This is a genomic window from Methanoculleus sp. UBA303, from assembly GCA_002501655.1.
In the GTDB taxonomy this organism is placed as follows: domain Archaea; phylum Halobacteriota; class Methanomicrobia; order Methanomicrobiales; family Methanoculleaceae; genus Methanoculleus.
The window spans coordinates 64,277-77,693 of record DANY01000033.1; the positions used below are offsets into that span (position 1 = coordinate 64,277).

At 65.5% G+C, this 13,417-nt stretch carries 12 protein-coding genes; 7 read left to right on the forward strand and 5 right to left on the reverse strand.

Going from position 1 to position 13,417, the window contains the following annotated elements:
- Window positions 1–73 precede the first annotated feature (73 nt).
- The 7 genes from BP846_RS08090 to BP846_RS08120 all read left to right on the forward strand — a co-directional run bounded on the left by BP846_RS08090 (window position 74) and on the right by BP846_RS08120 (window position 8,812).
- Complete coding sequence (locus BP846_RS08090) at window positions 74–751, forward strand: hypothetical protein (protein ID WP_292394220.1); 678 nt, start codon at window positions 74–76, stop codon at window positions 749–751.
- A 55-nt stretch (window positions 752–806) separates the two neighbouring features.
- Window positions 807–2,120, forward strand: a complete 1,314-nt coding sequence (locus tag BP846_RS08095; protein ID WP_292394222.1) for a methyl-coenzyme M reductase glutamine C-methyltransferase — start codon at window positions 807–809, stop codon at window positions 2,118–2,120.
- Between the two features lie 154 nt (window positions 2,121–2,274).
- Window positions 2,275–3,495, forward strand: a complete 1,221-nt coding sequence (locus BP846_RS08100; RefSeq protein WP_292394225.1) for a DUF2795 domain-containing protein — start codon at window positions 2,275–2,277, stop codon at window positions 3,493–3,495.
- A 202-nt stretch (window positions 3,496–3,697) separates the two neighbouring features.
- On the forward strand, window positions 3,698–4,609 hold the full coding sequence (locus tag BP846_RS08105) for a DUF2795 domain-containing protein (protein ID WP_292394228.1): 912 nt from the start codon (window positions 3,698–3,700) through the stop codon (window positions 4,607–4,609).
- 375 nt (window positions 4,610–4,984) lie between these two features.
- Window positions 4,985–5,983 (forward strand): putative beta-lysine N-acetyltransferase, encoded by a 999-nt coding sequence (ablB, locus tag BP846_RS08110; protein WP_292394231.1) that lies wholly within the window; start codon window positions 4,985–4,987, stop codon window positions 5,981–5,983.
- A 124-nt stretch (window positions 5,984–6,107) separates the two neighbouring features.
- The gene (locus BP846_RS08115; protein ID WP_292394234.1) at window positions 6,108–7,319 is read left to right on the forward strand and encodes a geranylgeranyl reductase family protein; all 1,212 of its coding nucleotides are present in this window, start codon (window positions 6,108–6,110) and stop codon (window positions 7,317–7,319) included.
- The gene (locus BP846_RS08120; protein WP_292394236.1) at window positions 7,316–8,812 is read left to right on the forward strand and encodes an alpha-amylase family glycosyl hydrolase; all 1,497 of its coding nucleotides are present in this window, start codon (window positions 7,316–7,318) and stop codon (window positions 8,810–8,812) included. The genes BP846_RS08115 and BP846_RS08120 overlap by 4 nt, the downstream gene beginning before the upstream one ends.
- A gap of 9 nt (window positions 8,813–8,821) precedes the next feature.
- On the opposite strand, the gene BP846_RS08125 is transcribed toward BP846_RS08120, so the two are convergent.
- The 5 genes from BP846_RS08125 to dinB all read right to left on the reverse strand — a co-directional run bounded on the left by BP846_RS08125 (window position 8,822) and on the right by dinB (window position 13,257).
- Entirely contained in the window at window positions 8,822–9,676 is an 855-nt protein-coding gene (locus tag BP846_RS08125) for a MerR family transcriptional regulator (protein ID WP_292394239.1), read from the reverse strand.
- A gap of 163 nt (window positions 9,677–9,839) precedes the next feature.
- The gene (locus BP846_RS08130) at window positions 9,840–10,667 is read right to left on the reverse strand and encodes a tetratricopeptide repeat protein (RefSeq protein WP_292394241.1); all 828 of its coding nucleotides are present in this window, start codon (window positions 10,665–10,667) and stop codon (window positions 9,840–9,842) included.
- 45 nt (window positions 10,668–10,712) lie between these two features.
- On the reverse strand, window positions 10,713–11,237 hold the full coding sequence (locus BP846_RS08135; protein ID WP_292394244.1) for an HNH endonuclease: 525 nt from the start codon (window positions 11,235–11,237) through the stop codon (window positions 10,713–10,715).
- Window positions 11,238–11,287: 50 nt separating this feature from the next.
- Window positions 11,288–12,118 carry an SDH family Clp fold serine proteinase gene (locus tag BP846_RS08140; protein WP_292394246.1) on the reverse strand — a complete coding sequence of 277 codons (831 nt, stop codon included), beginning with the start codon at window positions 12,116–12,118 and terminating at the stop codon, window positions 11,288–11,290.
- 53 nt (window positions 12,119–12,171) lie between these two features.
- Window positions 12,172–13,257 (reverse strand): DNA polymerase IV, encoded by a 1,086-nt coding sequence (dinB, locus tag BP846_RS08145; protein WP_292394249.1) that lies wholly within the window; start codon window positions 13,255–13,257, stop codon window positions 12,172–12,174.
- Between the last annotated feature and the right edge of the window lie 160 nt (window positions 13,258–13,417).

A 13,417-nucleotide genomic window follows, 5' to 3' on the forward strand; every position in this document is an offset into this window, starting at 1 on the left:
CTGCAGGTCGTCCTTTCGCCGATTTCCATCAGAGACAAGATATATATTAAAGGATATGCAATTCAGCCCATCGATGACCCACCTTCGCTACCTCAATACGACCTGTGCAGTCTGCGGCGAGTCCTGCCGGTTCACCATCCCCGAGGCCGCCGTGAGCGTCGGATCACGGGACCTCGATACCCGTCCCGGCGAACCCCTGCGGTCCACTATCTACGCATGGGTCAAACGATGCCCCTCGTGCGGCTACTGCGCCCCCGACCCGGGCAAATCCCCGAAGGGAGCGGCCGATGTGGTGAAACTCCCGCGCTACCGCTGGCAGCTTGACGCCCGGAAGTTCCCGGAGATAGCGAACACCTTCCTCTGCTGGTCAATCATCCAGGAGGATCTCGGCGCCCCGGCCCAGGCCGCGTGGGCGTCCCTCCACGCCGCCTGGGTCTGCGACGACGAGGGCGAGGATGTGCCTGCCCGGATCTGCCGGAAGCGTGCCGCCGACCTCCTGCGGCGGGCGTGGGAGCAGGGCGAACGGCTGGCCTCCCAGGCGGGGGCAGACGAGGCGCTCCTCGTGGACCTGCTCCGCCGGGCGGGAAGGCTCCGGGAGGCCCGCGTCGTGGTAACGGAGACACTGGAGCAGAATCCGCAGCCCCTCATCGCCGACATCATGCGGCTCCAGGCCCGGCTGATCGCCGGATCGGACCGTGGCGCCCACACCGTCGCCGAGGCCCGCCGGTTCAAGCGGCCGGCACCGCACTGACCGGGGGACCGGCATAGCACCATTATTTGTATACTGCTTTGCCGATACTGTAACCATGGATATCACGATCTTCTCCCCCGGCATCTACACCTACGGCGCCATGCTGATCGGCGGCGTCCTCCGCGACGCGGGCCACCGGGTGACCCTCACCCGGACGCCCGCCGCTCCGGCCGGCTCGCTCCTGCTCGCGAGCCTCTTCTCGACCCAGCACCTCCTCGACCCCGCGATCCGGGACCTCGTCCGGACCCACCGCGAGCAGGAAGGGACGGTCTACGTCGGGGGGCCGGTCTCGGCCGCGCCGGAGATGGTGCTCGGGGAACTCGCCCCCGACGCGGTGGTCGTCGGCGAGGGTGAGGAGACGGTGGTCCGCCTCGTCAAAGAAGGTGTCTCGGGCGCCCTCCCGGGCATCGCCTACCTCGACGGCGGCCGGCCGAACGTGACGCCTCCCGCCCCGCCGGCGCCGATCGACCGGCCCCTCCCCCTGGTCCCGGACGACATCGGGAGCCAGAGCGTCCGGGGCGCGAGCGCCTACATAGAGACCCACCGCGGGTGCATTGGGGGGTGCACCTTCTGCCAGGTGCCCCGGTTCTTCGGAAGGACAGTCCGGAGCCGGCCGCTCGCGAGCATCATCGAGGAGGTGAAGGCGTTCGCGGCACACGGGGCCACAAGGCTCTCGGTCTCCGGGGGGACCGGGTCGCTCTACGGCTCCCGCGGCGGGGAGGTGGATCCGGAAGCCTTCATCGCCCTCCTCCGCGGGATGGCAGAGGTGATGGGGCCGAGGAACGTCTCCTCCCCGGACATACGCGTAGACTGTATCACCGATGAGATCCTGGACGCTATCCGGCGGTATACCATCGGGTGGGTCTTCTTCGGGATTGAGTCGGGGAGCGACCGGGTTCTCCGGCTGATGGGCAAGGGCGCGGCCGTCCGGCAGGTCAAGGAGGCGGTAGAACGCTGCCGGGAGCACAACCTCCAGGTTGCGGGAAGTTTCATCGTCGGTTACCCGGGGGAGACGGAGCGGGACTACGAGGCCACAAAAGACCTGGTCACCGGCCTCTCTCTCGACGACGTCTTTGTGAGCAGCGCCGAGCCCATTCCGGGGACGCCGCTTGCCGACCTCGCGGTCAGGACACCCCGCGATAAGAACCCGGCGTTTGTGCCGCACACCGGGGAGTACCGGGCGCTTGATCTCACCGAGAGCGAGGCCCGGTGCTTTGACCTGATGATGCATGCCGATATGTCCCGCCCGCAGCTCCGGCTCGTGACTGACGAGGTCTACGCGGCGTATCTCACCGAGGTGAAGAAGCAGGGGCAGGATATCAGGGCGGCGACCGATCTCATCCTCCGGTACTCCCGGGTCCGGGCGTAAGGCCCGGGCCGGCAGATTCTCTCCGTGTTTCGCTGGAATCCTGGATCTCTCCCGGTTTGTCCGAACGGGAAACCCTTAAGTATCCTCGATCCTCTACCCCACCTGCCCTGAAGGGGGTACCCTTCGCAGGCGGAATATACAGGAGGCAGATACGATGGCTGAGAGACAGGCAGGGTCAATGCTGGAGACCCGGCCGAGACCGGAAGAGACAGTGGACCTGATGCGCGCACACGACATCAGGGATATCAAGGTACGGAACCCGGAAGGGGAGAACCTCGGTGACCTCACCGATATTGCTATCGACCGGGAGAGCGGCCGCATCGCGTATGCGATACTCGCCTACGGCGGGATCCTCGGGTTTGGTGAGAAACACTTCGCCATTCCCTGGGAGGCGGTCCGAGCCCGTTCCGGGGAGAAGGTCGCTGTCGTGGATATGGATAAGCGAACACTGGATAGCGCCCCCGGGTTTTCCAGGGACAGGATGCCCCGGGAAGGAGACTGGAGCCTGATCAGGACCCCCCCAACGCATGGGGCAACGGAGCCCTCGCCCCCCGTGACGGAGAGAGAACTCCCGCCGTCACGGGAGGAGAAACCAGCGGCACCAGCGGAGTCCACGCTCCCGGTCAGAGAGAGGGTTGTCCCGGTGCCGCCGGCTGTCCAGACGGTCGCGGGCGGCTGGGGAGGACAGCCGACAGGACAGCGGGCTGAGGAGCGGCCGGCCCGGACGGAGACGCAACACCCGGAGGCCAGCGTGGAGGAGATCGTCCGGAGGGAGGAGCCGGCCCGGGAAGTCGTCACGACCGAGCGGGTGGAGGCTCGCGAGACCAGGACCGAAGAGGTACGGCCGGTGTCGGAGGCCGAACAGCCCCTTACGACCCGTGGACCATCCCGTGGGCACCTCTCCGCTGCCGACCTGCAGGTCTACCTCAAGGGTATGGATTACCCGGCAGGCAAACAGGACCTGATCACCCATGCGCGGGAACGGAACGCCCCGGAGAGCGTGATCGTCACGCTCGAAGAGTTCAGCGACCGGACCTACCGGTCCGCCGCCGACGTGAGCGTGGAGTTCGGCAAAGAGACCCGCGGGGAGCCCCCAACCGGGGCGGAGACTCGAACCCGGGAGACCGTCGTGGAGGAGACCCACGAGGAGCGCCCTGAAGCCCGGAGGAGAGCGCCGTCCCGCGGGCACCTCTCCGCTGCCGACCTGCAGGTCTACCTCAAGGGTATGGATTACCCGGCAGGCAGACAGGACCTGATCACTCATGCGCGGGAACGGAACGCCCCGGAGAGCGTGATCGCTACGCTCGAGCAGTTCAGCGACCGGACCTACCGGTCCGCCGCCGATGTGAGCGCGGAATTTGGCAACGCCAGGTGACGGGGACGTATCCCCCGCTGCGGGCGGCCGCCGGGCAACATCCGCCGGGGCCTCCCCCGCACGCTCTTTTCGCGCAGGAGAACCCCGCATCGATACCCTGGTACCGGAACCCGCGCAATTTAAATAGTCACAACGTGCATCGCCCGCTCTGTGGGAAGGTGAAGATCACCTTCGGAAGCATACCAGGGAGATGGTGGTTGTAATGGCTGAAACAGTTCTGGAGCAGCAGATGCGGAGGACGGAGGGGCAGGAGTTCCTCTCTTCTGAAGATATTGTAGGAAAACGGGTGAAGAACCCGGAGGGTTACGACCTCGGTGAGATCTCAAGCCTGCGGGTCGGCCTGCCCACGGGAAGAGTAGCGTATGCGGTGCTCAAGACCGGTGGGATGTTCGGTCTCGGGGCGAAGCACTTCGCGATCCCTGTCGAAGCCATGGTCTACCGGCCGGGGGACGACGTCTTTGTGGCGAACATCAGCAAGTATAAACTCGACAACGAACCCGGGTTCTCAGAGGGGGAGTGGCCCAGGGAGGCGAACTGGAACCTGATCGAGTCGAGGCGCCCCATGGGTCCCCCGAGCCAGGAGGAAGCGCGGGCCGTGACCCGGACGGAGGCCCCGCCCCGCGAGGTCGTCACAACGGAGCGTGTGGAGATCCGGGAGAAGGCCACCCGCGAGGAGATGCCGATAAAAGCCGAGGAGGTTGAGGGCGGGGCGGGGAAGACACTGCCGGTTACGGAGGCCCCGCCCCGCGAGGTCGTTACGACGGAGCGGGCGGAGGTCCGGGAGAAGCCCATAAAAGTGGAGGAGGTGGAGACGCGCCCGGTGACAGAGGCGCACGCTCCGACGCCTGAGTCCATGACGAGGGCCGAGAAGGGGGGAGCAGAAGCAGAACGTCCTGTTGTGGCGACCGGAAGGCCGTCGTTTGCTCACCTCTCCGCCGCCGACCTGCAGGTCTACCTCAAAGGCATGGACTACCCGGCGGGCAAACAGGACCTGATCACCCACGCCCGGGAACGGAACGCCCCGGAGGACGTGATCGCCGTGCTCGAGTTCTTCAGCGAGAGGACCTACCGGTCCGCCGCCGACGTGGGTGTGGAGTTCGGCAAAGTCAAGTAATCCTTATCTTTTTCCCGATAGGCAGCCTCTCTTTGCGTAGCGCGGGGAGCCGGAGGGGAAGTGGCCCGTTACCATCGCCTCGCTCGCGATACGGGGTATCGAGGTCCGGTGCCAGGGATGTGCACGGCAGGGCGCGGCTGAGACGAGTCGGACGCACTCTCCCGGACAATAGAGGTCAAACAGCCCGGCAGCGGTGAGGCAGGAGAGGAGAGGGTCCACGAAGGGCGTTCCGGAAGCAGCGGTTCGCGGAGAGGAGAGGAACCTGCCGGGCGGGGGATGAACGGGTCCTGAGGGTGATCCTCTATTGTATGTGGGGAAACGCAATATACCGACCAATTATATATTGTGAACAATATAGTTAGTCCCGGGAACAGTATGTTTGGTTCTCTACAAGACCAGAAAAATCACATATCACGTACCGGTGCCAAAACCGCTTCAGCGCGGCATGCGGCAAAGAATATTCTTCCTTTTGAACGTCTACACGGGCGGGCGGAATATCGCCCGGGCAAAGGCGCCTACGCCGACACCATTACGACGCTCGGGCAGAGCCTGATCCACCACGGCCCGTACAACGACCGGGTCTACCTCTTCCGCCTGAACCAGGCGGACCTTCCCGTGATCACCGGCCGACTTCACGCGCTCGCAAAAGACAGGGGGTACTCGCGGATATTCGCAAGAGTCCCCGCCCCGGCACGCGACCACTTCATATCGTGCGGCTACACCCCTGAAGCGCACCTCCGGGGACTTTTCCACGGAGAGGTGGACGGCTACTACATGGCAAACTACCTCGGCGCATCCCCGGGCGATAGAGACGGTCTCGATGACGTCCTTGCGGTTGCACAGGCAAAGGCCCGGCAGGGCACGGCGAACCCGGTGCTCGAGCCCGGTTTCACCTGTGCCCCTGTCGCACCGGCGGATGCACCGGTGCTCGCGGCGATCTACCGAGAGGTCTTCGAGACCTATCCGGTCCCCATCCACGATCCGGCCTACCTCGCGCAGGAGATGCAGGGGGGACTGCGGTGTTTCTGCATCCGCACAGGCGGCCGGATCGCCGCGGTTGCCTCGGCGGCTGTGGATCCAGATGCCCGCTTCGCGGAGATGACCGGTTTCGCGACGTTACCTGATTACCGGGGCCGTGGGTTCGCGCGCTACCTTCTGCAGCGGATGGAAGCGGAGATGCGCCTGGTCGGCGTAAAAACGGTCTTTGCCATTGCCCGGGCCTGTTCGTATCCGGCGAACATCACCTTCGCCCGGGCCGGCTACACCTACGCGGGGACGCTCGCCGACAGCGTCAACATATGCGGCTCCCTTGAGGATATGAACGTCTGGTACAAGCCACCCGGGAACGGGGAAGAGGCCTCGCCGCAGGGCTGATACGGCACAACCCGCGACCGTGCATACTTTTTGGGGCAAACCATACCCTATTCCGGCGACCTCTTCCTCTCCTGAGAAAGGAATATAGTCTACGCCGGACCCTGTCATCCCGGGAGAGAAGAAGATGGAGACCCAGACCAGGTACGATGCCGTCGTCGTCGGGGGTGGGCCTGCCGGGAGCACCGCCGCCTACCTGCTCGGAGAGTCCGGGTACAGGGTAGCGCTCCTTGAGAAGCGGGCGTATCCCCGGGACAAGGTCTGCGGGGGTTGCCTCAGCCAGAAGTCCGTCCAGTTCCTCGACCGGGTCTTCCACCTGCCGGTCCCCGCCCTCCAGCGAGAGGGACTGCTCGACTCCACCGGGACAGGGTACGCGCTCTACATCGGGAGCACCCGAATCCTCGCCGGAGATCTCGTGGAACCGCTCTACTTCACCCGGCGGGAGCACTACGACGCCCATCTCGCCCGAAAGGCGGCTGAGGCCGGGGCACAGATCCATGAAGGCGTGGAAGTGGCCGCAATCGACCACGCCCACCACATCGTCACGACATCAGACGGGGAACGGTATGCCGCCCGGGTCATCATCGGGGCCGACGGGATTCATAGCCGGGTCCGGCGCTCCCTCCCGGAGAGTGTCGTTCGCCCGGAGCAGTGGCACGAAAACCTCGGGTGGGCACTGGAACTCACAATCCCCCGTGAGGAGGCGCGGGCACTCGCGAACGGGGACGGGTCGATTCGCCTCGACGACGACTTTGCGACACCGCACATTGTCCTTGCCGCCTGCAGGCGGGGCTACGGGTGGGTCTTCCCGAACAGAGAGGCGGTCATTGTGGGGATCGGCGGGCTGCTGCAGAAGAACCGAAAGGATCTCCGCGACCACTTTAAGGAGTTCTTGAAGACCATCGGTTTCTCTGCGTTCGCGGACCGGAGACCGGTGGGCTTTTTGGTGCCGCTTGGTAACTACATCCCTTCCCCGGCCCATGAAGGGACGGTCCTTATCGGTGATGCGGGGGGATTTGCAAGCCCCATCCTTGGAGAAGGTATCTTCTACGCCCACCGGACCGCGGAGCTCGCTGCCCACGCCATCGACCGCCATCTCACCACCGCCGCGCCGCTCGCCGAGACCTACACCGCCCTCCTCCAGCGCCGCCTCATTCCTGAACTGCAGGCGGAGACGGCGCTGCGGGACTTCCTCTATGGCTGCCTGGACGCCCCGGTGCAGATCCCCCTCGGAGCATTCATGAAGGCAACGGGCGCCCGGGTCATCGATGCGGTGCAGGGGTCCCGGTCGTTTTTGGGGTTCCGGCGAGACGACAACCTTCATTCCGCCGTCTGGTGAGGGAACTCGTGATGAACGTCCCCCGCTACCCCTCTCTCTACGAGGTCAATACCCGCGTCCGGCTCCGGCACATCGCCCGGGAGACGGGTCGCCGCGTCACGCTCGACGACATCCCCGATGCCTGGCTCGCGGGGCTCGTCGGGTGCGGGTTTGACTGGGTCTACCTCATGAGTATCTGGAAGACCGGGGAGGCCGGGCGCCGGGTCTCAGGCTCGAACGAGGAGTGGCTCAGCGGTTACCGGAACCTGCTCCCCGACCTCCGGGAGGAAGATATCTGCGGTTCCGGCTTTGCCGTGACCGGCTACGTGCTCCATCCCAACATCGGGGAGCCGGATGCCCTCATCCGGTTCCGCGACCGCCTGCACCGGCAGGGACTCTCGCTGATGCTCGACTTCGTCCCGAACCACACCGCTCCCGACCACCCCTGGGTCCGCGACCACCCGGACTACTACATCCACGGCACGGAGGAAGACCTCGCTCGCCGGCCGCAGGACTTCATCCGGGTAGATCTTCCCGGCGGATCGGCTGTCCTCGCCCACGGCCGGGATCCCTCCTTCGGCGGCTGGCCCGACACGCTGCAGCTCGATTACGGCAATGTGGCCGTCCAGGAGGCAATGACCGCCGAGGTGCAGAGGATAGCAGGGTGGTGCGACGGCATCCGGTGCGATATGGCGATGCTCGTCCTCCCGGAGGTCTTCCGGCAGACCTGGGGGAGGGCAATGGACCCTTTCTGGCCCCGGGTTATCCGGGAGGTCCGGGGGGAGCACCCGGGGTTTCTCTTCATGGCGGAGGTCTACTGGAACCTTGAGTGGGTGCTCCAGCAGCAGGGGTTCGACTACACCTACGACAAAAGACTCTACGACAGGTTGCGGGAGGGAGAGGGCCGGGCTGTGCGGGACCACCTCCGGGCCGATCCGGAATACCAGCGAAGATCCGCCCGCTTCCTCGAGAACCACGACGAACCCCGGGCGGCAGCAGTCTTCCCGCCCGACCGCCACCGGGCCGCCGCCGTCCTCACTTACCTCTGCCCCGGGCTCCGGTTCTTCCACCAGGGGCAGTTTGCCGGGCGGCGGAAGTTGGTCCCCGTCCACCTCTGCCGGGAGCCGGAGGAGCCGACCGACCCGGCCCTCGAGGAGTTCTACCGGCGGCTTTTTGCATGCCTGCGCCTTCCGGCGTTCCGGGACGGGAAATGGCGGCTCCTCGACTGCAACCCCGCCTGGGAGGCCAACCCGTCCCACGACGGCTACATCGCCTTCGCCTGGGAGAGGGGAGAAGAGCGCTTTCTTGTCGTCGTCAACTACGCCCCCGACCGGGGTCAGTGTTACGTCCCGCTCCCGTGGGCCGATCTCGCGGGGAGGGCGGTCCTGCTCCGGGACCTCATGGGACCGGCGCGCTACGACCGGGACGGGGGGAGCCTCCTCTCCCCGGGGCTCTACCTGGATCTGCCGGGGTGGGGCTACCACGTATTCGAGGTCGCCGCAGAAGAGAGGTGACCGCCCCCTTCAGGGGGACTGCGGGATCTCCTGCACCGGGAACTGGACCTCGGTCAGGAGTTCGTCCTCCGGCACCTCGTGAGGGTCGTTGAGGTAGAGTTCCTGCGAGGGGCCGACCGGCATAAGGTGGTGCTCGTTCATGTAGGCAAAGAGCCGTTCATAAGCGTTCCCTACTCCAGGATAGGGGCCCGTGTGGAGCACCGAGAGGAACCGGCCTCCCGGAAGGGTCCGGACCTCGACGGCGGTCCCGTCAAGGCTGACAGGACCGACAATGGGGATCGCAACCTCGATATCGGCGTCCGTTTCCCGGTACTCCTCGTCATGGCAGATGAATATAACCGGCCCGGCCATCCGTGCTGCAGGCTCCCGCCCGTCCACAGGACGGACGAAAGCACAAAGTTCCCCGATCAGTCTCGGGATCGCTTCCTGGTAAACACCCTTCTCCCGGCGGGTGAGTGCCCGCTGGGCAGGGACATCCTTGATAACAGGTTCGGTGATCGACATATGGAATCCTCCGTTCAGAGGATCCTGCACCCGCAGGACCTCTGCAACCGCATGCAGCCTTCCAGCCTCCTGCTCGGTCGCGGCAAGTCGCGCGCGAAAGAGTTCCCGGATCGTCCCGGCATCGCCGCATTCCCGCGCTTTGAGGACGGCTTCGACCTCTCCGAGGTCGAACCCCAGCCAGAGCAGGTGCCGGATACGGAGGCCCCGCTCAACCTGGGCGAAGGTGTAGTAGCGATACCCCGTGCAGATGTCTCGTGCCGCCGGGACGAGGAGTCCCCGCTCGTCGTAGAGGCGGAGCGCTTTCTGCGAGAGCCGGGTGATCCGCGAGAACGTGCCGATAGGGATCTGGTCGACTGGCATGGATTACATCCACCTGTTGGCGTTGCCGGATAATAGGCGGTCGGAGTCTCCCCGGGGGGAGAGTTCCTGCCCGGCATGACAATCTCCGGTTGGACGGCGCTCGGTGTCAACCTTCCGGAGTTATCCGGGTGGTGCGGACCCGGAAGAAGAGGGGCGGAGCCCATCACCACTTCTGAATGAGGGAGAGGAGCATCTTACGGACCTGGGTGGTCAGCTCGCAGTCGGGCTTGATCTCAAGTGCCTTATCGGCACACGCAAGCGCGTGGCGATACATGCCAAGGTGGTAGAGGACGCTGCACTTCATACTCCATCCGGCTGCATATCGCGGATCGATCGAGAGCACCTGGTCAAAACATTCGAGAGCCTTCCGATACTCACCGAGCGCATACAGGGCACCGCCCTTCAGGCTCCAGACCCGGACGCTCCCGGGGTCGTCGGCGATGGCCCGGTCGTAGCAGGTGATTGCCTCTTCGTGCTGGTGCCGGAGGAAGTAAGCGTAGCCGAGGTCGGTCCAGGCCGCCACGAAATGGGGGTCGATCGAGAGCACCCGCTCGTAGCAGGCGACCGCATCGTCAAGCCGGCGCATCGCGACGAAGATGCCGCTCCGGTTGTACCAGGCGACTGCGGAGTCCGGGTTGAGTTCCACGGCACGGTCGTAGCAGGCGAGCGCCTCCTCGAGCCGGTTGCGGCGCCGGTGCAGCATCCCCCGGGAGACCCAGGCCGGAGCAAACTCCGGGTCGATCGAGAGCGCCCTCTCCCAGCACGCCAGCGCCTCCGGGTCCCGCCCAAGGAGATCGAGGAAGACCCCTTTGTTGTTCAACATCTTCACGTTGGTCGGATCCTCTTCAATTACCCGGTCAAAACAGCCGATAGCCTCATGAAATCGCCCCTGTTGAGCAAGGGATACCGCTTCTCTGCTCACCCCGGTGTCGGTGCCCGGGCTCTCCCGGTCTCCGGGACTACCCCTTCCAAAGAGCTTTCCTATATTCATTCCGGATATTCCCCCCATGGTCACGCTACTGGTAGCGGGCATATGTTATAACCGTTCCCCCGCCCCTGATGATGGTAAGGCGGGAAAGGTGGTCTTCAGGGATTTCCCGCCGGGCGGCCGTCGACCACGAGAGGTATTCGGGTCGGCACAGTGCCGCATCGCCGGGATCACCCGTGCCACCCGTCCGGCCCCCCCTTTCCGGCGGAGTTCGGTATGCACCCGGGCGTGGCAGATGCCGCAGAGCGTGATGAGGTTTCCCGGGTCGTCGTTTGTCGGGTCCAGGTCGATGTGATGGACGTGGAGAGCCATCCCCGAGCCGCAGACTGCGCATACTCCGCCGTCACGATCGAGAACAACAGTCCGGATCTCCCGCCAGCCCCCAAGCCCGTACTTCGCCCGCGCCCGGATGACAACACCGAACTCTTCGCAGGAGACGGCACCATTCTCCCGGACGGCGAACGGGCACCGGCAGCAGAGGCGGAGAAAGCCGTTCTGGTCCGGACGACCGTTGCAGAGCGGAGGCTGCGTACAGTCGAACGCATCAAGGCTGAGTTGCAGGTCCGAGGGCATACCGGACGATCTCTGACGGGATACGGCATAAGTGCTGGGATGCACCGGGTCTACTCCCTCTCCTCCTCCCGGTAGGGGATCGGCACGTAGGCGACCGACGGGCGGCGGGGCATCGCCTGCGGGAAGAGGTCCATCAGCCGGTAGACGCCGGCGGGCATACCGGGAGTGACGGGAAGCCCGAGTTCCCGGGCCTGCTCGAGGGTGATCGGGTAGTCGTGGGTCCACGTCCCCTCCGTGAGCAGGCGCGCGAGGCGGTCCGCCTGCTCAACAGTCATCCGATCCCGGAGCAGGCCGGTCACGAACTCCCGCATCTGGTTCTGGGCCTTCGCCGCGATATCGACAAGGATGAAGGTTGTATCATCGATCTTATCCGGCGGTTTCAGGCGCGGAACCCGCAGGATCGATGCCGCCGGGTACTCACCGATCCGGGGGTCGACCGGGCCTAGCACAGCGTTCTCGTCCATCGCCACCTCGTCGGCGGCGAGGCAGAGGAGCGTCCCCCCCGACATGGCATAGTGGGGGACAAAGACCGTCACCCTTCCCCGATGCCGCCGGAGCGCCATCGCGATCTGCTCGGACGAAAGGATCAGGCCACCGGGGGTGTGGACGATGAAGTCGATCGGCATCTCCGGCTCCGTGAGCCGGATAGCCCGGAGGATCTCCTCGGAGTCATTGATGTCGATGTAGCGGAAGAGCGGGATGCCCAGGAATCCAATCCGCTCCTGGCGGTGGATGAGGGCGATGACCCGGGTTCGGCGCTCCGCCTCGATGTCCCGGATCGCCCGCAGGCGGCGGGCCCGGGTCATCTGCTGCTGGACGATCGGCACCGCGAAGAGGAGGAGGAGGGCGGCGGCCAGCAGCACGGTCCATAGGTCGGGCATACCGGCACCGTAGTGCGCACTCCGCGTAAAGAAGGTTCGCCCCACACGATGCGTCAGGTGGAGAGGAACTCGTCGATCGATGCCTGCCGGGTATGACCGCCCTCAAGCGCCGAGAGCCTGACCCCGAGGAGCCGGACGTCCGTGCCGTTGAGGAACGGCAGGAGCAGACCGCACGTGGCCTGCCGGATCACTTCCGGGTTCGCGGTGAACCGCGGTAGCGTCCTGGACCGGGTGTGCGTCTCAAACCCACGGTGCCTGATCTTGACCGTGACGGTCCGACACCGGAGGCCGTCGGCCGCGAGCGCCTCGGTGACATCGTCCGCAAGGTCGGCGATGGTCCCGGAGAGGATGGACGGATCGGCCGTATCCTCGTCGAACGTCGTCTCCCGGGAGACGGATTTGTATCCCTCCCTGCTCTGCACCTCCCCATCATCGGTGCCCCGGGCGAGACGGTGCATCAGGACGCCGGACCTGCCGAACCGGGCGATGAGGTCCTGGACATCAGAGCGAGCCAGGTCGCCGATGGTCCGGATGCCCATCCGGTTCAGGTCCTCGCCGGTCTTCTTCCCGACCCCGGGTATCTTTGCCACCGGCAGGGGAGCAAGGAACGCCGCGACCTCGTCTGGGCAGACGATCGTCAGCCCGTCGGGTTTCTGGAAGTCAGACGCAATCTTTGCCACGGCCTTGCCCGGGGCGACACCGACCGAGCAGGTGAGCCCTTCCACTTCACGGATCTCCTGTTTGATCGCGGCGGCAAGCGCCTTCGCCGCCGGGAAACTGCCGGCACCGGTGACGTCGAGGTAGGCCTCGTCGATGCTCACCTGCTCGATGCGGCCGGCGTGCCCGCGGAGGATCGCCATGATCTCCGCCGAGACCCGGGCGTAGAGCGAGCGGTCCACCGGGAGGTAGACACCGTGCGGGCAGAAGGCATACGCCCGGGAGATGGGCATGCCGGAGTGCACCCCATAGCGGCGTGCCTCGTAGGAGCAGGTGCTCACGACCCCCCGGCCCGCTCCCCCCTTCGGGTCAGCGCCCACGATCACCGGCCTCCCGGCAAGGGATGGGTCGCGGCGGACCTCGACGGAGGCGAAGAAACTGTCCATATCCACGTGCAGGACGATCCGGGCGCCCGTTGTCATGCTATGAACTCCTCCTCCCGGTTTCTTACGGGAGTGTTGGAGGTCCGGCGATATAGGGGGTTTGGTGGGGGGAGAGAGGCCAGGTTTGTCAACTACCCCCCCTAACGGAGGGGGCTTGCAGCTGGGGCCCCTTGCGAGGCACAGGGCTGCAATTTCATCG

What these genes read in the sequence shown, in the direction of transcription:
- BP846_RS08090 (WP_292394220.1), top strand. Translation starts at nt 74, where the DNA reads ATGACCCACCTTCGCTACCTCAATACGACCTGTGCAGTCTGCGGCGAG.
- BP846_RS08095 (WP_292394222.1), top strand. Translation starts at nt 807, where the DNA reads ATGGATATCACGATCTTCTCCCCCGGCATCTACACCTACGGCGCCATG.
- BP846_RS08100 (WP_292394225.1), top strand. Translation starts at nt 2,275, where the DNA reads ATGGCTGAGAGACAGGCAGGGTCAATGCTGGAGACCCGGCCGAGACCG.
- BP846_RS08105 (WP_292394228.1), top strand. Translation starts at nt 3,698, where the DNA reads ATGGCTGAAACAGTTCTGGAGCAGCAGATGCGGAGGACGGAGGGGCAG.
- ablB (WP_292394231.1), top strand. Translation starts at nt 4,985, where the DNA reads ATGTTTGGTTCTCTACAAGACCAGAAAAATCACATATCACGTACCGGT.
- BP846_RS08115 (WP_292394234.1), top strand. Translation starts at nt 6,108, where the DNA reads ATGGAGACCCAGACCAGGTACGATGCCGTCGTCGTCGGGGGTGGGCCT.
- BP846_RS08125 (WP_292394239.1), bottom strand. Translation starts at nt 9,676, where the DNA reads ATGCCAGTCGACCAGATCCCTATCGGCACGTTCTCGCGGATCACCCGG.
- BP846_RS08130 (WP_292394241.1), bottom strand. Translation starts at nt 10,667, where the DNA reads ATGAATATAGGAAAGCTCTTTGGAAGGGGTAGTCCCGGAGACCGGGAG.
- BP846_RS08135 (WP_292394244.1), bottom strand. Translation starts at nt 11,237, where the DNA reads ATGCCCTCGGACCTGCAACTCAGCCTTGATGCGTTCGACTGTACGCAG.
- BP846_RS08140 (WP_292394246.1), bottom strand. Translation starts at nt 12,118, where the DNA reads ATGCCCGACCTATGGACCGTGCTGCTGGCCGCCGCCCTCCTCCTCCTC.
- dinB (WP_292394249.1), bottom strand. Translation starts at nt 13,257, where the DNA reads ATGACAACGGGCGCCCGGATCGTCCTGCACGTGGATATGGACAGTTTC.